18 protein-coding genes and 3 tRNA genes are annotated in these 18,043 nt (G+C 41.5%); 15 read left to right on the top strand and 6 right to left on the bottom strand.

Going from position 1 to position 18,043, the window contains the following annotated elements; genetic code table 11:
* The 9 genes from argF to K245_RS0113260 all read left to right on the top strand — a co-directional run bounded on the left by argF (position 1) and on the right by K245_RS0113260 (position 6,241).
* Complete coding sequence (gene argF / locus K245_RS0113215) at positions 1–915, top strand: ornithine carbamoyltransferase (RefSeq protein WP_027359647.1); 915 nt, start codon at positions 1–3, stop codon at positions 913–915.
* A gap of 577 nt (positions 916–1,492) precedes the next feature.
* Entirely contained in the window at positions 1,493–2,692 is a 1,200-nt protein-coding gene (locus K245_RS0113225) for an argininosuccinate synthase (protein WP_027359649.1), read from the top strand.
* 203 nt (positions 2,693–2,895) lie between these two features.
* Positions 2,896–4,287, top strand: coding sequence for an argininosuccinate lyase (argH, locus tag K245_RS0113230; RefSeq protein ID WP_027359650.1), 1,392 nt, complete (start codon positions 2,896–2,898; stop codon positions 4,285–4,287).
* A gap of 27 nt (positions 4,288–4,314) precedes the next feature.
* Positions 4,315–4,749, top strand: a complete 435-nt coding sequence (locus tag K245_RS0113235) for a hypothetical protein (RefSeq protein ID WP_027359651.1) — start codon at positions 4,315–4,317, stop codon at positions 4,747–4,749.
* On the top strand, positions 4,749–5,309 hold the full coding sequence (folK, locus tag K245_RS24440; protein WP_051284118.1) for a 2-amino-4-hydroxy-6-hydroxymethyldihydropteridine diphosphokinase: 561 nt from the start codon (positions 4,749–4,751) through the stop codon (positions 5,307–5,309). The genes K245_RS0113235 and folK overlap by 1 nt, the downstream gene beginning before the upstream one ends.
* Complete coding sequence (gene pgsA / locus K245_RS0113245; protein ID WP_051284119.1) at positions 5,306–5,875, top strand: CDP-diacylglycerol--glycerol-3-phosphate 3-phosphatidyltransferase; 570 nt, start codon at positions 5,306–5,308, stop codon at positions 5,873–5,875. The genes folK and pgsA overlap by 4 nt, the downstream gene beginning before the upstream one ends.
* Positions 5,876–5,931: 56 nt before the next feature.
* Positions 5,932–6,006, top strand: a tRNA-Gly gene (locus tag K245_RS0113250).
* Positions 6,007–6,019: 13 nt separating this feature from the next.
* Positions 6,020–6,093 (top strand) — tRNA-Cys (locus K245_RS0113255).
* A gap of 73 nt (positions 6,094–6,166) precedes the next feature.
* A tRNA-Gly gene (locus K245_RS0113260) sits at positions 6,167–6,241 on the top strand.
* A 292-nt stretch (positions 6,242–6,533) separates the two neighbouring features.
* Here the strand turns inward: K245_RS0113260 and K245_RS24445 are convergent.
* Positions 6,534–7,157: a DedA family protein gene (locus K245_RS24445; protein WP_051284120.1), complete on the bottom strand. Its 624-nt coding sequence runs from the start codon at positions 7,155–7,157 to the stop codon at positions 6,534–6,536.
* 466 nt (positions 7,158–7,623) lie between these two features.
* Between K245_RS24445 and K245_RS0113275 the strand changes: the two genes are divergently transcribed.
* From K245_RS0113275 to rpe, 6 genes are all read left to right on the top strand, one after another.
* Complete coding sequence (locus K245_RS0113275; RefSeq protein ID WP_027359653.1) at positions 7,624–8,565, top strand: bifunctional riboflavin kinase/FAD synthetase; 942 nt, start codon at positions 7,624–7,626, stop codon at positions 8,563–8,565.
* Positions 8,566–8,568: 3 nt separating this feature from the next.
* A complete protein-coding gene (locus tag K245_RS0113280; RefSeq protein ID WP_027359654.1) occupies positions 8,569–9,660 on the top strand; it encodes a lysylphosphatidylglycerol synthase transmembrane domain-containing protein in 1,092 nt (363 codons plus the stop codon).
* Between the two features lie 15 nt (positions 9,661–9,675).
* Entirely contained in the window at positions 9,676–10,191 is a 516-nt protein-coding gene (gene def / locus K245_RS0113285) for a peptide deformylase (protein WP_027359655.1), read from the top strand.
* 146 nt (positions 10,192–10,337) lie between these two features.
* Positions 10,338–11,282, top strand: a complete 945-nt coding sequence (gene fmt / locus K245_RS0113290; protein ID WP_027359656.1) for a methionyl-tRNA formyltransferase — start codon at positions 10,338–10,340, stop codon at positions 11,280–11,282.
* 56 nt (positions 11,283–11,338) lie between these two features.
* Positions 11,339–12,790 (top strand): 16S rRNA (cytosine(967)-C(5))-methyltransferase RsmB, encoded by a 1,452-nt coding sequence (gene rsmB / locus K245_RS24450; RefSeq protein ID WP_051284121.1) that lies wholly within the window; start codon positions 11,339–11,341, stop codon positions 12,788–12,790.
* Positions 12,791–12,793: 3 nt separating this feature from the next.
* The gene (rpe, locus tag K245_RS0113300) at positions 12,794–13,450 is read left to right on the top strand and encodes a ribulose-phosphate 3-epimerase (RefSeq protein WP_027359657.1); all 657 of its coding nucleotides are present in this window, start codon (positions 12,794–12,796) and stop codon (positions 13,448–13,450) included.
* A 324-nt stretch (positions 13,451–13,774) separates the two neighbouring features.
* On the opposite strand, the gene K245_RS26690 is transcribed toward rpe, so the two are convergent.
* The 5 genes from K245_RS26690 to K245_RS28320 form a co-directional block, all read right to left on the bottom strand.
* Positions 13,775–14,557 carry a methylated-DNA--[protein]-cysteine S-methyltransferase gene (locus K245_RS26690; protein ID WP_051284122.1) on the bottom strand — a complete coding sequence of 261 codons (783 nt, stop codon included), beginning with the start codon at positions 14,555–14,557 and terminating at the stop codon, positions 13,775–13,777.
* Position 14,558: 1 nt separating this feature from the next.
* The gene (locus K245_RS0113310) at positions 14,559–15,596 is read right to left on the bottom strand and encodes an ABC transporter permease (RefSeq protein ID WP_027359658.1); all 1,038 of its coding nucleotides are present in this window, start codon (positions 15,594–15,596) and stop codon (positions 14,559–14,561) included.
* 1 nt (position 15,597) lies between these two features.
* Positions 15,598–16,482, bottom strand: a complete 885-nt coding sequence (locus tag K245_RS0113315) for an ABC transporter ATP-binding protein (RefSeq protein WP_027359659.1) — start codon at positions 16,480–16,482, stop codon at positions 15,598–15,600.
* 1 nt (position 16,483) lies between these two features.
* Complete coding sequence (locus K245_RS0113320) at positions 16,484–17,725, bottom strand: CinA family nicotinamide mononucleotide deamidase-related protein (protein ID WP_027359660.1); 1,242 nt, start codon at positions 17,723–17,725, stop codon at positions 16,484–16,486.
* A 137-nt stretch (positions 17,726–17,862) separates the two neighbouring features.
* A partial coding sequence (locus K245_RS28320; RefSeq protein WP_232223828.1) for a hypothetical protein occupies positions 17,863–18,043 on the bottom strand: 181 nt, incomplete at its 5' end.

Genomic DNA, 18,043 nt, shown 5'->3' on the forward strand with positions numbered 1-18,043 from the left:
TTGAAAAAGGATCTTTTAAAACTGATTGATCTTACGGAAGAAGATTTCGGGCTGTTCTTTGACAGGGCGCTTGAGCTTAAAAGAAGGTATAAAAAAGGCATAATAGACAGACCCATGATAGGCAAGACAATGGGCATGATCTTTGACAAGCCTTCGACACGAACCAGGATTTCATTTGAAGCAGGTTTTGCTCAGCTGGGCGGAACTCCTATTTTTCTTAACACCGCCGACACCCAGATGGGCAGAAGCGAGCCTATCAAGGACACCGCAAGGGTAATGTCCAGATATCTTGATGCAATAGTCATAAGGACATTTTCCCAGGCCCTTATCGAGGAATTTGCAAAAGAGGCTTCAATACCGGTTGTTAACGCACTCAGCGACGATTACCATCCATGCCAGATTTTGAGTGATCTTCTGACTGTTATCGAATGCAAGGGCGGATGCAAAGGGCTTAAATACGCATGGGTAGGTGATGGCAATAATGTCGCACACTCATGGATTAATGCTGCGGCTGTTCTTGGGCTTGATCTTGTACTTGCATGTCCTGAGGGCTATTTCCCGAACAAGACCATACTTGACAGGGCTCTTTCCACAGGCAAAGGCAGTATCAGGATAGTAACTGATCCCAAAGAAGCGGTAAGAGATGCAGATGTAATATATACGGATGTCTGGGCAAGCATGGGAATGGAAAAGGAACAGGAAAAACGCCTTAAGGCTTTTGCCGGATATCTTGTGGACAAGAAGCTTGTGGATCTTGCCAAAAAAGATGCGATTGTCATGCATTGCCTTCCTGCCCACAGAGGCGAGGAAATTTCAGATGAAGTAATGGAGGGCCCTAACTCAGTGCTCTGGGATCAGGCTGAAAACAAGATGCATATGCACAAGGCTATTATGGATGTCCTGATAAATAGGTAAAAACGTGGGGGATTTTTGAAAAAATTTCCCCTACCCCCTTAAACTTTCGTGTTTAGAGACGATGATCCTTGAAATTTCTGAGGATCAAAAAAATGAGTTAATTTGCAAAATTATCAAAAACCCGACGCTTTTCAGCTATTTGTGTTTTTTTGATACTTTTGTAAGGTATTCAAAACATGAAGTTTTTTGCGGAGCTTTTTTTCAAAAAAGCGACTCGCCGGAGTGCTCTGGGATCAGGCTGAAAACAAGATGCATATGCATAAGGCTATTATGGATGTGCTGATAAATAGGTAAAAAACGTGGGGGATTTTTGAAAAAATTCCCTATACCCCCTTAAACTTTCGTGTTTAGAGGCGATGATCCTTGAAACTACTTAGGATCAAAAAAATGAGTTAATTTCCAAAATCATCAAAAACTCGACGCTTTTCAGCTGTTTGTGTTTTTTGATACTTTTGTGAGTTATTCAAAACATGAAGTTTTTTGCGGAGCTTTTTTACAAAAAAGCGACCCGCCGGAGGCAATTTTAGAATAAAGCATGATGGTTTGAACCGTGCTTAAACCAATTATGAGGTGCAAAGTGTCTGATATAAAAAAAGTTGTTCTTGCCTATTCAGGCGGTCTTGATACGTCGGTTGTTCTTAAATGGCTCATTGAAACCTATGGTTGTGAGGTTATCACCTTTTCGGCAGACATAGGCCAGGAAGAAGAGCTTGATTTCATAAAACCCAAAGCTCTTAAAACAGGTGCTTCCAAGGTTTATGTGGATGATCTTACAGAAGAGTTTGTCCGTGATTATGTATTCCCCGCGTTCAGGGCAAACGCAATTTACGAGGGGCAGTACCTTCTTGGAACTTCCCTTGCAAGACCTCTTATAGCAAAGCGTCAGATGGAAATTGCCAAAATTGAAGGTGCTGATTCCGTAAGCCACGGCGCGACAGGAAAAGGAAACGATCAGGTAAGATTTGAGCTTACCTATTTTGCCTTTAATCCGAATATAAAAATAATCGCTCCCTGGAGAGAGTGGGATCTCAATTCACGAACATCCCTGATTGCCTTTGCTGAAAAACATGGTATTGAGGTTCCTGTAACAAGGGCAAAACCATACAGCACGGACAGAAATATTCTTCATATAAGCTATGAGGGCGGAGTTCTTGAAGATCCATGGACTGCTGCTACAGATGATATGTATACTATGTCCGTTCCTCCTGAAAAAGCTCCTGATAAGGCGGAAATTATAGAAATAGGCTTTCTCGAGGGGAATCCGGTATCAATAGACGGAGAGGAACTCAGCCCAGCAAAGTTTCTCAAGAGGCTGAATACCATTGCAGGAAGAAACGGAATTGGCCGCATCGACCTTGTCGAAAACCGTTTTGTAGGTATGAAGTCAAGGGGAGTTTATGAAACGCCTGGCGGAACTGTTCTACGGCTTGCCCATCTTGCCATGGAATCGATAACGCTTGACAGGGAAGTCTGTCATATAAGAGATTCTCTGATCCCGAAATATGCCCAGCTTATATATAACGGTTTCTGGTTCTCCCCTGAGATGAAGATGCTACAGAATATGATAGATGCTGCCCAGAAGCCAGTTTCAGGAGTTGTCAGGCTCAAGCTCTACAAAGGCAACTGTTATGTTCTTGGTAGAAAGGCCGAAAAATCACTCTACAGCGAATCCTTTGCAACATTCGAAGGCGATTCCGTATACAGACAGAAGGACGCGGAAGGCTTTATTCGTCTGAATGCACTGAGGCTTAGAATCAGAAGCCTTATGGAAAAATAGTCGGCTCATTTTAGGAGCTTATTTTTTAAAAAGCGACCAGCCAAAGACACTCGGTTTATTGTCGGATTACGAGCAAAGAACGCTCTAATCCGACCTACTCACTACTCACCGGTGTTTTTTTAAGGCCGATTGATCATAAAATGCATATAAACCTGTTTAAACAAACTTTAATTTGGCAAACTTTACTTTGGGAATCTTGATAAATGTCGGAAAAGCTCTGGAGCGGAAGATTCAGTGAAAAAACAGACAGGATGGTTGAGCGTTTTACCTCATCCATTCAGGTGGATAAGCGTCTTTATCGTCATGACATTGCAGGGAGTATAGCCCATGCCAAAATGATGGCAAAGGTTGGAATGATTACCCCTGAAGAGTCTGAGCAGATTGCAAAGGGTCTTGAAGAGATAAGGATGGACATTGAGGCTGGAAGAATGGAGTATTCTGACAGCCTTGAAGATATTCACATGCACATTGAGAGCAGGCTTGTTGAGAAGATCGGTGAGGCAGGCCAGAAGCTCCACACCGGAAGAAGCAGGAATGATCAGGTGGCCCTTGATTCCAGGATGTACATGCGGGACGAGGTAAAAGAGATTATTCAGCTTCTTAGAGCCTTGAGACATGTTTTTGCGGAGCTTGCAAAAAAGCATATTGATGTGATTCTTCCAGGATATACCCATCTCCAGAGAGCGCAGCCCGTACTTTTTTCCCATCATATGATGGCTTACTATGAAATGTTCACAAGGGACGCAAGGCGATTCGAAGACTGTCTGAAAAGAATAAATGTAATGCCGCTCGGTAGCGCCGCTCTTGCTGGAACTACCTATCCCATAGACAGGGAATATGTGGCGCGTCTTCTCGATTTTCCTGAAATATCTGCAAACAGCATGGATGCGGTATCTGATCGTGATCACATGCTCGAACTCGCTTCTTGCGCTAGCATATGCATGATGCACTTCAGCAGAATATCCGAGGAACTTATACTTTGGTCAACATCTGAGTTTTCGTTTATCACGCTTTCCGATGCCTTCACTACCGGCAGCAGCATAATGCCTCAGAAAAAAAATCCCGATATTCCTGAGCTTGTCAGAGGCAAGACTGGTAGTGTTTACGGCGCTCTTTTTTCTCTTCTTACAATGATGAAATCTTTGCCGCTTGCTTACAACCGTGACATGCAGGAAGACAAGAAAACGCTTTTCGAGATGATAGACACGCTTAAAGACTGCATAGATATTTATGTCCGTATGCTTCCTAATATGACTGTGAAGAAAGATGTAATGGAGGCTTCGGCAAGCAAGGGCTTTTTGAATGCAACAGATCTTGCGGATTATCTGGCAGCAAAGGGTATGCCTTTCAGGAAAGCTCATCACGTTGCCGGAAGGATGGTTTCCCACGCTCTTGCCAAAGGAGTCGAGATAGATCACCTCGAGCTTGAAGTTCTCCGCCAGTTTGATGAGATGTTTGAAAAAGATGTTTACGAATATCTTGAAGTCAGAAGGATGGTTGACAGAAGAAAGTCCGCAGGAGGAACCTCGACTGAAAATGTTAACGAATCAATCAAAAAGGCTTTTGAATCAATAGAGTCAGAAACGATTGCATAATTTGGAAATATTGGGATAATATTTTTCATGAAGAATTCACCTGGAAATATAAAAATTGAAAAGAGATTTTCATATCTGATATTTTCAGCTTGCTTTTTTATTCTGATCCTCCTTCTTGGAGGATGCGGAAGAAAAGCATTTCCTTCGGCTCCATCATCCATGGTTCCTGATCCTCCGAAAAAACTGGACGCAGTTTTTGAAAATGGCGAGATAAAAGTATCCTGGCAGCTGGCAAATTATGAGAATGTCAAAGCCATTCATATTTATAAGTCAAAGATTCCAAAGGCACGGTTTTGCCCAACATGCCCTTATACTTTTGAGCCTGTCGGGTCCGTGTCTTCAACGGAAAGGATTTACAGGGAAAAGGCTGTGTCAGGATATCATTATGCCTTTAAATTAGAGATAGAAAGTGCTGGTGGCGAGATGTCCTCTCCAAGAATTATCACTTTGGAGACACCTTAATGGTAACATCCGTCTATTTTTCCATTGGCTCAAATATGGGAAATGCTCTTGAGAACTGCGCCTGTATTATGGAGAGATTCTCAAAAGAGATAAAAAAAGTCCGACTTATTGAAAAATCGGAATATTATATTTCATCACCCCAGGATTATACTGATCAGCAGTGGTTTATAAATGCGGTTGGAAAGCTTGAAACATTATTAGACCCTTTTGAACTGCTTGATTATTTCAAGATGCTTGAGGCTGAATCAGGGCGTGATTTTTCAGTGCCAAGGTTTGGCCCAAGAGTCATTGATATTGATATCATTTTCTTTGATGATATTATTATTAATACCCCGAAGCTTACAATTCCCCATCAGAGAATGCATCAAAGAAGATTTGTTTTAAAACCTCTTTCTGCGCTTAATCCTTATTTTGTGCACCCTGTTTTGGGTAAAACAGTATCAATGCTTTTATCTGAAATAGATCCTACAGATCAGGATGTAATAGCTTTATCTGAATATAATGGATATGAGAAGTATTCAGCTAACTTAAGAACTGAAGTCTTAATAGAGGAAAAATGAAAGATAAAATTAAAAAGCTGAAATCTTTACTGACAGATCCTAATTTTCTTACTCTCTCAAGAGTTGCCGTTGTTCCTGTTTTTATAGTCCTTATGATGCATGAAGGCCGCATATATACGTTTTTTGCGGCTCTTTTTTTCTGTATTGCGGCAGCAACAGATTATCTGGACGGCTTTTTTGCGAGAAAAAAGGGGCTTGTTTCTGATCTCGGGAAAATGCTTGATCCTCTGGCCGATAAACTTCTTATGGCTTCAGCATTTATAATGCTTGTTGAAAGGGGATGGGCCCAGGCCTGGATAATCTGCCTCATCGTGGGCCGTGAAATGGCCGTGACTGGCCTTAGGTCAGTTGTTGCAGAAGTTGGTCAGGACCCCGGTGCATCAAGCCTTGGCAAGCTTAAGACAGGATTTCAGATAGCAGCCGTGATACCGCTTGTGCTGCATTATCCGTATCTTGGACTGAACATGCATGCAATCGGAACGATACTGCTATGGATTGCTCTTGTATTCACCATGTGGTCGGGTTTTGACTATTTTTACAGGTTAGGCAAAATTTTTAAAAATTAGTTTTTTTTAATTGACAAAGTCGGGGCAAAAAGTTTAAAAGCTTGCTCACGAACTGAGCGGGAATAACTCAGTGGTAGAGTGCAACCTTGCCAAGGTTGAAGTCGCGGGTTCAAATCCCGTTTCCCGCTCCAATTTCTTTTATGAGGCGGCATGGCCAAGCGGTAAGGCAGAGGCCTGCAAAGCCTTTATCTCCGGTTCAAATCCGGATGCCGCCTCCAATAAAAGAAATATGATTTCGGGCCTGAAAAACGGCTACAATATCCAGCTTTAAACTCATGGTGTAATGATAGAGCGGGAATAACTCAGTGGTAGAGTGCAACCTTGCCAAGGTTGAAGTCGCGAGTTCGAATCTCGTTTCCCGCTCCACTATCATGATTCAAAAATCCACATACCTTTTCAGATCCGCTACTCTTAAAAAACAGTAAAAATAAGTTACTATAATCTTTGTTTAAGGTCTTTATTAAATCACTCTGATACAAATAATTTCAGAATTGATTTCCGGAATATCCTTTCCCAAGAACATCATGGCTTTAACAAGCAGTAAATATTCCTGTGGGTTATTGTTGCTGAATTCCATACAATGAGGGGTAGGGGGGCGAGCTTTTTTAAAAAAGCGACCCTCCTGGAGCATAGCAAGGCAACTGTCTTAACCTGATTTTTAACCTTGTTTTTTCTTTCTGATAATATTCTCGTCAAGAATTGGGATATCAAGTGTTTCTGGCGGCTGGTACGGTTCTCTTGAATCTTTCCATCTGCGGTACCCCCAGTATATTAAGCCCAGAATAAGAACAATGACAATGAGTACCCAGCTGTATCCTTTTCCAAGGGCTCGCTCATGTGCCTCACCAAGAAGAAAACCAAGCGAGGCGAATGAGATTGACCATATACCGGCACCTATGAGATTCAGAATGACAAAACGGGGTACGCGCACATGACTTATTCCGAGAACAAATGGGGTGACATTGCGCAGGCCGTAGAAAAATCGGAAACATAGGATAATGAAATTCTGATGACGTTTAACGTGTTTGCTGACTTTGGCCGCTGCCCGGCTCCAGCGGGGAAAGCGCAAAAGCAGTGCTCTTCCCTGCCAGCGACCGATGAAATAGTATAGCTGATCACCGCACGAGCTTCCAGCAAAGGCTGAAAGCATTACGAATGCAAGCTCCAGAGAACCACTTTGTGCAGCTACTCCTCCGAGGATCAGAATGGTTTCACCTTCAAGAAATGTTCCAATCAGCACGGCCCAATAGCCATAGTCACGAATCAAAGCATGAAAATCCACAAACAATCTCCAGTCGTCATTGACAGATGACGGAAGTCACTATCTTGATAATATTTTATAAAAGTTCTGACAAAGTCGCAAAAAGTGTGATTCCAGGCCTTCACCGGAATTACTGGAATCTGACTTTTTGACTCAGGTCGGCCATATTATGCCTGAACCGTGTTTTATATCTTTTTTATTGTCACACACACTCAAAAGCAATTCAAAAATGCAGGAATAATTGTTAATGACAAGATTATGAAAACACATACCGGCTATTTTGAAAATATACTCCTTAATTTATGATCAATCCCTTTACACCAGATTTTTGAATAGCTCTATTTAAATTTACCTACCCAGGTTTTTATTCGGGTTTTTTAACCGGATGATATTGAAAAAAATTGGACAGTTATAATTATATGTGATTAATATGCTTTTTTTTGATTAAGTAACAAAAGGTTCTTAAAGGTTGTATATGGCGGGTGTAATGAAGGTTATTGAAAGTCTTGCGGAAATTGAAATTCCTTTTGAAAATGCTGTAGTTACAATAGGTAATTTTGACGGTGTTCACAAAGGCCATCATTCTCTTATGGATGCGGTGATAAAGAAGGCAGGAGAAATTGGTGGTACAGCTATTGTCATGACTTTTGAACCCCATCCGCTTAAAGTTCTGAGAAACGGATCAAGCCCCCCACTTATAACTCTTTACGAGCAGAAGAAAGAGCGAATAGAAGCTTCGGGTATTGATGTTCTCATCTGCATTAATTTTACTGAAGAATTTGCAGCCCTTGATCCTGAGTATTTTCTCGAGAAAATTCTTGTGGAAAAAATCGGCATGAAAGCCATTGTTGCGGGAAGGGATTACGCTTTTGGTAAAAACCGCAAGGGTAATATAGATTTTCTTAAGGCAATGGGGGGCAAGCTTGGATATCAGGTAGTGCTTCCTGACTGGATAGAATGCCTTCAAGAGGGTGACCGAATAAGCAGCACAAGGATTAGAGAGACAATTCTTTCAGGCGATGTCGGACGTGCGGCATCAATGCTCGGAAGATATTATCAGATACGAGGCGAGGTCGTAAGGGGAAGGAACCGAGGCGGGAAACTTTTGGGATTTCCCACAGCAAATATATTGTTTCAGGATGAGCTTTGTCCCAAGTATGGAGTTTATGCGGTAACCGCAGAAATTGATGGAAAAAGATTTGACGGAGTTGCCAATATGGGTGTCAGTCCAACCTTTGGCGATGATATGTTTACCGCAGAAGTCCATCTTTTTGACTTCTCGTCGGATATTTATGGTAAGAAAATAAAAGTTGATTTTATTGCCAGACTCAGGGAAGAGAAAAAATTCTCGGGTCTTGACGAACTTTCTGCCCAGATCAAAAAGGATGCAGAGACCGCAAGGGAAATCCTTAGGGAATTAAAAAGATAAAATATGTTTCATATGAATAAGAAAATGGCCGTTTCTCTGATGATTGGATTAGCCATATCAGGGGTGGCCATGTATTTTTCCTTCAGGAATATTCCTTTTTCTGATCTTGTGATGTATTTGAAGACTATTGAATATCTGTGGATTATTCCAACCACTTTGCTGATTTTGTTAAGCTATATGGCAAGGGCCGTTAGATGGAGGATTATTGTAGGGCCTCTTGCAGAGATTGGTTTTTGGGAAGCCTTCAATCTGACAATGACCGGTTTTATGCTTAACTGTATCCTGCCTGCAAGAATTGGGGAGATAGTGAGACCTGCTGCTATCAAGAAAAAATATGGGGTCCCTTTTACTTCAGCTTTTGCAACAGTCGTCGTTGAACGCATTTTTGACATGATCTTTCTGATTATACTCATGACCGTTTGTCTTTTAACGGTAGATATCAGTCCTGAAATAAAATTTTCCTATAAAACATACACAATAAACAAAGCCACGCTTGAAGCTCTGGCTTCTGGCATGGTCAAGATCTGTGTCGTTTTTATTGCTGTTATAATATCTGTCTGCTTTGAAAAGAGCAGAAGCTACATCTCAAGAGTGATACATTTTTTGCCTAAAATGGCAGGCTTGGCCGGAGCCGGTATTTCTGAAAATGTCCGAAAATACATAAGCAATCCCATTGACAATATACTTCAAAATATTGCCTCTGGATTTCAGGCAATTAAAAAGGTATATCAGATGCTTATGTGCCTTTTTTTATCATTTATAGTATGGCTGCTTTTGGCTCTGTCATATTTTGCTTTTGCTAAGGGTTGCCCAGGAATAGATCTATCATTGTTCGAAATTTCTGCGGTAATGATTATCATAAGTTTTGTAATTGCGCTCCCTTCGGCTCCGGGTTTCTGGGGTATTTGGGAAGCTGGCAGTATCTTTGCCGTTACAATTTTTGGAGTTAAAATGGAGTATGCTGCGGGTTATTCCCTTGCAAACCATGCTCTCCAGATATTTCCAGTTATAATTGTCGGCATATTTTCAGCTCTCAGCATCGGTTTCGGGGCAAAGCTTCTTGAAGAAGTCGAAGTCCTGGCTGAAGAGGTCTAATTTTCGGATGGAACAATGACTGTTTTAAATATTTTGACGTACCCGGACAAATTTCTTGCTCAACCTACCGTACCTGTACAGGAAGTAACAGAAGAGCTTAAGCAATTAATCGAGGACATGGCCGATACCATGTATAAAGCCCCTGGCATAGGTCTTGCCGCTAACCAGGTCGGATCTGACAAAAGATTTCTGATAGCAGATCCTTTGGGGGATCCTGAAAAAAGGGAGTTTAAGGTCTTTATTAATCCTGAGATTGTTAAAATGACGGGTGAGGTCATTTCTGAAGAAGAAGGATGCCTGAGTGTCCCTGATTTCAGGGCTGATGTTAAAAGAGCCGAGAAGATAATCATAAATTACACTGACCTTGATATGAACTCGTTCACCTTAGAGGCCGAAGGAATGCTGGCAATAATTCTTCAGCATGAAATTGATCATCTTAACGGGATTCTTTTCATTGACCGGCTCAGCGCACTTAAAAAGCAGCTCTATAAACGTAAGGTCAAAAAACAGATGAAATTTGAAGACGATTAACCAATCAGTGAAAACTTAATCCTCAGTATCTTTGAGGATTAAGTTTTTTTATTTGGAAAACGCTAATTTCAATACGCTTTTTAGGGCCTGGTTATTTTGCCTTGTATCCATTTTTTTTGCCTCTAAGTTTTTAAAAGACAATAATAATGACAAATAAATTGAAAATAGTATTCATGGGAACCCCTGATTTCGCTGTTCCGGCCCTCGAATCCCTTGTCAGGGCAGGCCATGAAATACAGCTTGTTATAACTCAGCCAGACAGACCAAAGGGCAGGGGAAAGAAACTTTCGCCTCCTCCTGTAAAAGTAAAGGCCGAAGAATATGGCCTCAATGTTTATCAGCCAGAAAATATGAAGGGCGATGAGCAGTTTGAAACCCTTATGGCTCTTTCTCCTGATGCTTATGTTGTTGTCGCGTACGGTCATATTCTGCCAGTTAGGATTCTTGAAATCCCAAGGCTTGGGCCAGTAAATATTCATGCTTCACTTCTTCCAAAATACAGAGGGGCGGCTCCGATTCAGTGGTCCATAATAAATGGAGATGAAAAGACCGGCATAACCACAATGTTCATGGAAAGGGGCATGGATACAGGAGCGATACTTCTTCAGGAAGAGACTCCAATTCATCCCGAGGATACTTCAGAATCTCTTCATGACAGGCTTTCTCTAATCGGAGCCGGTCTTATTCTGAAAACCCTTGAAGGTCTTGAAAATGGCAACGTTGTTCCTGTACCGCAGGATCATGAAAAGGCTACGCTTGCGCCAATGCTGAGAAAAGAACTTGGCAGGATTATATGGAGTGACAGTGCAGCCAGGATTGATTTCCTTATCCGCGGAGTTACGCCATGGCCTGGAGCATTCACAGAACTCGGCGGAACTTTTTACAAAGTAATCCGGGCAATTCCTGTTGCTTTGGATGTTACTGGAGCAACACCGGGACAAGTTTTATCAGAATCAAAGTCCGAGCTTATTATAGCCGCAGCTGATGGCGCTATTTCCATAATGGAAATCCAGGGTGCTTCGGGCAAGAGACTTGGAATAAGGGACTTTCTGGCAGGCAACAAGATTTCAAAGGGTTCTGTTTTTACTTGAACCATGTGAATCGGCTCGTTTTTTACTGGATAAGCCCTTAAACCAAATGAAGTAATATGATCAATTCAGAAAATAAAAGACGTACAAAGAATACTCAGAATCATAACAACTCAAGCCCTTCTTCATATGATCCAAGGCTTCTTGCACTTGAAGTACTCGATTATATATCCATATCAGGAGTAACAATTGATATCGCCCTTGAAAAAAAAATGACGGGTAAAAATTTATCAAGACCTGATCAGGGTTTAGCCAATGCCATTATATATGGAGTACTCAGGCACAGAGGAATGCTTGACTGGATAGTATCATGCGCATCCACTACTGAAATTGTCAAAATCGAACCATCGGTTCTTAATATTCTTAGAATCGGTATTTTTCAGATTAAATATCTTGATCGAATTCCTGTTTCAGCCTCTGTTAACACTTCTGTTGAGCTTGCCAAAAAAATAAGAAAAAAACCTTTTATTTCTAAATTCATTAATGCTGTTTTAAGGAAATCTGTATCCATACATGAAGGAATGCCATTTCCTGACCCTGCATTAGATGAAACAGATTATTTTTATGCAAGACATTCAATCCCCGGATGGCTGTCTTCAAGGTGGATTGCAAGGTTTGGCATTGAACAGGCTGAGGCCCTTGCTGAACATGTTAACTCCATTCCGCCATTGTCTCTTAGGGTGAATACCTTAAAAGGAGATAGAGACAGCCTGGCTGAAAAGCTGAAAGTCGATTCAGACACAGTTGAGCTTCATAATTATTCTGAAAATGGATTAAACATTACCGGCCTTAAACAGAATATTCAGAATCTTTTAGATTTAAATGAGGGCGTTTTTCAGGTTCAGGACGAGGCAGCCCAGATGATTGCCATTCTTCTTGATCCAAAGCCAGGAGAAAGAGTTCTCGATGCATGCTGTGGTCTTGGCGGAAAAACCGGTCATATAGGTCAAATAATGAAAAATGACGGGATCATCATTGCTTCTGATAATGATCCCAGAAAGCTTATTGAGCTTAATCAGGAAATGAAAAGACTTGGAATTACAAATGTCAGTACAATTGTTCAGGATTTTGAAAATCCTTTGGAAAATTCAAATTCAGAGTTGTTTGACAGGATACTTGTTGATGCTCCGTGCTCTGGGCTTGGAGTTTTAAGAAGAAATCCCGATGCAAAATGGACAGAAAGCAAAAAGGATCTTTCAAGATATTCAAAAAGACAAAGTCTTATACTGATAAATGCGGCAGATGCAGTAAAGCCGGGCGGCAGACTTGTATATGCTGTATGTTCATTCGAACCTGAAGAGAATCAGGACGTTGTAAGCACTTTTCTTCAAAAAAGACCTGATTATATTCTTGATGAGAATATACCGGAAATATTAAAAAAACATCCATTTAATTTGAAGGATACAGAATATGGGGATAAGTCTGGAATGATCAGGATTCTGCCACATATCGCAGGTATGGACGGTTTTTTTGCAGCGTGTTTTAAGAAGATCGATATCAAACGGAGTTAATAAATGAAAAAGCTAATAGCACCATCAATTCTGTCTGCGGATTTTACGCGTCTTGGAGATGATATTAAGGCTGTGGACAATGCAGGAGCCGACTGGATACATATAGATGTTATGGATGGCCAGTTTGTCCCCAATATCAGTTATGGGCCAATAATTGTCGAAGCCGCCAAAAAGGTTACGAATCTTCCCCTTGATGTTCATCTCATGATTGTTAAGCCTGATCTGAGGATCCCTGATTTTGTTAGTGCTGGAGCTGATCTCATATCTGTCCACGCTGAAGCTTGTATTCATTTGAACAGGACTCTTCAGCTTATTAAAGAATCAGGTGTAAAGGCAGGCGTTGCCCTGAATCCTGCGACATCACTTTCAACAATAGAGTGGTCCCTCGACTATCTTGATTTTGTTCTGATAATGAGTGTGAACCCTGGCTTCGGCGGGCAGAAATTCATCAAGTCAAGCATAGAGAAAATAAGTGCTCTTAAAAAAATGATAGATGACCGTGGTCTTGATATAAGAATTCAGGTTGACGGCGGAGTCAATAATTCAACCATCAAGGAAATAAGCTCTGCCGGAGCCGATGTCTTTGTTGCAGGATCCGCTATTTTCGGAACTTCCAATTATACCCAAACCATTTCAGAAATGAGAAAAAATGCAGGTTAGTTTTTTAAAAAAGTCTGAGAGATCATAAAATTGACGTCGCTGTTTATCTGGTGAGTGTCAAATTGCCGCAAAAAGTCCGATTTCTGTCATTCCGGCGCAGGCCGGAATCCAGAAACGTCTGAAAATACAATAATGCCTATCCTTGTATGGTCAATTTCCCATCAAAAAAACAGAATTTTTGATTTTAGAATTTAGATTGATGATTGATGCAACCAGACCAATAGTTCAAAATTCATCGATCAAAAATCGAAAATCATGAACCTACGGCGGGCCGCTTTTTGAAAAAAGCTCCGCAAAACCTTTCTCTTTAAAAAAAGGTTTAGCTTACGCCCCAGTAATGGCGGTTTCGTAAACAAGCATTGCAAGTTTTTTTGCGGGGCCTCCGTTAAAACCGCCTAATGCACCTGATTTTGGCATGACTCTGTGGCAGGGCACAAGGTAGCCAAGAGGGTTGTCTCCCACGGCATTGCCAACGGCCCTTGAGGCCTTTGGCCTGTCTATCTCTGACGCGATCTGGCCGTATGAGATTTTCCCTCTTAAAGGGATTCTTGCGATGGTTTTCCACACCATAATCTGGAAATCAGTTCCGATCAGATGTACTTTTATACTGTTTTTTTCGTCATTTGGAATAATTCCAAAGATCTGATTTCTTGTTTCAAGAACCATTGCATCTGATTTTACAGGAGTGCAACCGGGCCATTTTCTGGTTTTTTCTGAAATAGTCTTTTCTTCATCTTCTGAAAAATCTATGGAGCAGAGCCCTATATCGGTTAGTGTGCACACGCACCTGCCGAATTGGGTGTCGTAGGATGAATAAAAAATTCTGCCCGAATATGATCTGCTTTCAGCAATAATTTCTATGCGTTCAGGGGACTTGGAAATACCTGAAACAAATGAGGCTGGTATGCCATGGCAGATATCGAAAAATGATTCAGGCTCAAGACCGCACCAATCGCCCATGATTTCTCGATGGGAAATCCCATTTTCATCAAGGCCTTCAGCCATAATTTTTGCTTCTCCAACCCTGTTATTGCACATAAGATCAGTCAGCTTTTCCATGCTTTGATAGCACGAAGACAAAATCCTGAAATCTTTTTTTATTTTCATGTCATTCCTTGCCCCATTTGAAGAGCAGTGATCCTATGGTCAAAAAAACAAGACTCATAAGCGCAAGTGATATCAGTTCGTATCTTATTTCATATAAACCAGAGCCATCATTCATTATTTTTCTGGCGGCTGAAATAAGGTGGTACAAGGGAAGAAATTTTGACATTGTTATAACCCATGGCTTTGCTCCCTCAAGTGAAAACCATACTCCGGAAAGGAACATCATGGGCCATGTTATAAAATTAAGAAGACCTTCTGCCAGCTCTTCGCTGCTAGTTTTGGAGGCGATGACAAGTCCTAGGGAAATCATTGAAAAGCCTCCGAGGGCAACAGTTATCAGAAGATCCACAAAAGATCCTCTGCATTTGAAGCCGTAGAGAAGCGAACATCCTGTATAAACTATTGATGTGGAAAATATAATGAGAAACATTCTTGATAGCATTTGGGCTGTCAGAAACTCCCACGGTTTAAGAGGGGTGACGCTGAGTCTCTTAAGAACCCCGTTTTTTCTGTATCTGACCACCACATAACCAACCCCGAAAAGGGCACTAAACATCATGTTCATGCCGAGGATGCCCGGGAAAAGCCATTCCTGATAAGGGATTTCCTTGCCTTCAATCTCTATTTTTATAAGCTTTTTATCCTGGTGCTGATCGGTTGATGCTGCCTCGAGAATCTTTTCGGCAATATAACCTTTGGGCGATGTTTTGCTTATCCAGTACTTGCCGGTTGAAGGTTCAAAAATCATGTCGACTTTGTGATGGCTCAGTTTTGCAGAGGCAGAATCAAATGTTTCATAATTTAAAAACTGAAGCATTTTCATTGATCTGAAATTTTCATAGAGTGAAGATATTTCCTGGGTATTTGGAGCAGGGCCGGTGATAGCAATTTTATAGATATCCCTTGAATTGCCTGTGAAAATGACACCAAAACCAGCGATTATAAGAAAAGGAAATATGAAGTTCCAGCCGAGAGCCGACTTGTCCCTGAAATATTCCTTGTTCCTTGCCATAAAAAGGGTGAAAATTCTTGTAAACATTTTAGTCCCTCAATGATCTGCCGGTGAGTTTCAGGAACAGGTCTTCAAGATTCATTGACCTTACTGTAAGGGATGATAGGTTGATGTTCCTTTGCACAAGCTCCCTGATGCAGACGTCTATGTCGTTTGTGAGTATTTCTGCAAGCCCGCCTGATGATGCCCATGCAAAAGGGAAATCGTCCATTTTGCCCCTGCTTGCACCAAGACTTATTTCAATAACTGAAGACTGACCGCATGAACTGAGAAGTTCCTTGGGGGATCCGAAAGCAATTATTTTACCCATATCCATTATTGCGATGAGGTCACAGAGAATTTCGGCTTCTTCCATATAATGGGTCGTTAAGACCAATGTTTTGCCTTTTTTTCTGATGTCATCCACAAGATCCCATAAATTACGTCTTGCCTGGGGATCAAGACCGGTTGTTGGCTCATCTAGAAAAACAAGCTCAGGATCGTTTGCAAGAGCCATCGCAAGGAGCAGTCTCTGTTTCTGGCCTCCTGATATTTCTCTGTTGTCCCTGTCAAGAATATCCTCAAGATGGCAGAGCTTAATGAGCTCTTCGAAGGGAGCTTTTCTCGTATAAAGATTTCTGAATGTCCCGAGACTTTCTTTAACAGTCAGGAATGCCGGAAGGTCTGTATTCTGGAACTGAATTCCAACCTCCTGTCTGAACATTTTGCCCCTTGGTCTACCCTTATAATGGATTTCACCTGAATCAGGGGCCAGAACTCCTTCTATAACCTCAATGGATGTGGTTTTGCCTGCGCCGTTAGGGCCTAAAAGCCCGAAACATGACCCGGCAGGGATGGAGAAACTTATGCCGTTTACGGCCTTTACCCCAGGGTAGGTTTTGACCAGATTTCTGACCTCAAGAATGTCTGCCATCTTAATTTTTTAAAACCTCTTTTCTTAACATATCAAGAGCCTGATAAGCGAATCTACGCTTGGTCATAGCCCTGTCAAAACCTGGTACGAGGAATTTTGTAGCCCTTGTTCCTGACGGGCCTGAAATCCCAATGCACACTGTCCCAACAGGTTTATCAGGTGTTCCTCCTCCAGGGCCTGCAACGCCTGTCAAAGAAAGCCCGTAGCCTGCTCCTGAAATACGTCTCACGCCTTCGGCCATTTCCATGGCAATTTTTTCATGGACAGCGCCGTATTTTTTTAATGTTTCAGGATCGACTCCCAATACGGCAATTTTTGAAGCATTAGCATAAGTAACGGCAGAAAGGAGGAAATAATCCGAACTGCCTGGTACGCTGGTTAGCATATGACCTATGAGGCCTCCTGTACAGCTTTCAGCGACAGCGATTTTTATTTTTTTGGATTTGAGCAGATCTCCAAGAGATTCTTCCATGGATTGCCCTGATACTGAAATAATACTTGATCCGAATTTGTCAGATATCCATGAAAGGGCTTTTTTTGATAAAAGTTCATCATTTTTGTCTTTTTCTTCCATTGAAATTTTAATGATCACGCCAGGGGAAAGCGCCCTGAAACCGAGGCTGATTGAAGGGAAAGCTCTTTTGAACCCGGAAAGAAGCTCGTTTGCCAGGGCTTCAGCAATTCCGTGCAAGGTGATCTTGTGTTCTATGAACCTGCTGCTGATTCCCCTTAAATTGGAAATTGTAGGTATCACACTGTTATCCATCATTTTTTTCATTTCTGATGGAACTCCGGGCAGAAAGAAAAAACGGCAGTTGTTGATCATTATTGTAAAACCAGGAGCAATGCCCGCTGTGTTCTCAATGCATGTCGCAGTTGCCGGAATATTAGCCTGCTTTCTGTTTGAAGTATTAAGCCTTGATCCGATTGTATTCAGTTTCTTAACTATAATTTCAAGTGCATCAGCACTTTCTATTAGGTCAACTCCAGCTGCTTTTGCCGCAGCTGATGCCGTGACGTCATCGGATGTGGGACCAAGGCCGCCTGTGACTATCGCTATTTCGGCCCTTGCCGCTATTTCGGTTATTACCTGTGATATTTCAGATTCATCATCACCTGTTATACTGAATCTTGATGGTCTTATTCCTGTTTCAAGTAGTCTGCCTGAAATGTATGAAGAATTTGTGTCAGAAATATCTCCTTTGAGTATCTCATCGCCTGTAATAAGAATTTCTGTTTTCATGACTTTAATCCGGTAAAAACCATAAAATGTAAATTTATTGATGCAGAGCGCTCATCCATCAATTTATTTCAAAGTAATCACTATATATGATGAAAAATATTTTTATATGATCAGAGTCTTATTGCTGCAAGATTATTCTATTTGGCAATTAAAATAGACGCCAAGGAAAGTCTCTTTGAGAGGCCATGTTCCAGTTGAATGCTGAAATTGGAATAATTAATCATAAGTAAACCCCCGGCTCTGCCGGTGGACTCACAGAGTTTGACAGATCCTGGAATAAGAAGAAGTCTCCAATAACTGAACCGCCTAAAGTTCAAG

Source organism: Desulforegula conservatrix Mb1Pa (assembly GCF_000426225.1).
Taxonomy (GTDB): Bacteria; Desulfobacterota; Desulfobacteria; order Desulfobacterales; family Desulforegulaceae; genus Desulforegula; species Desulforegula conservatrix.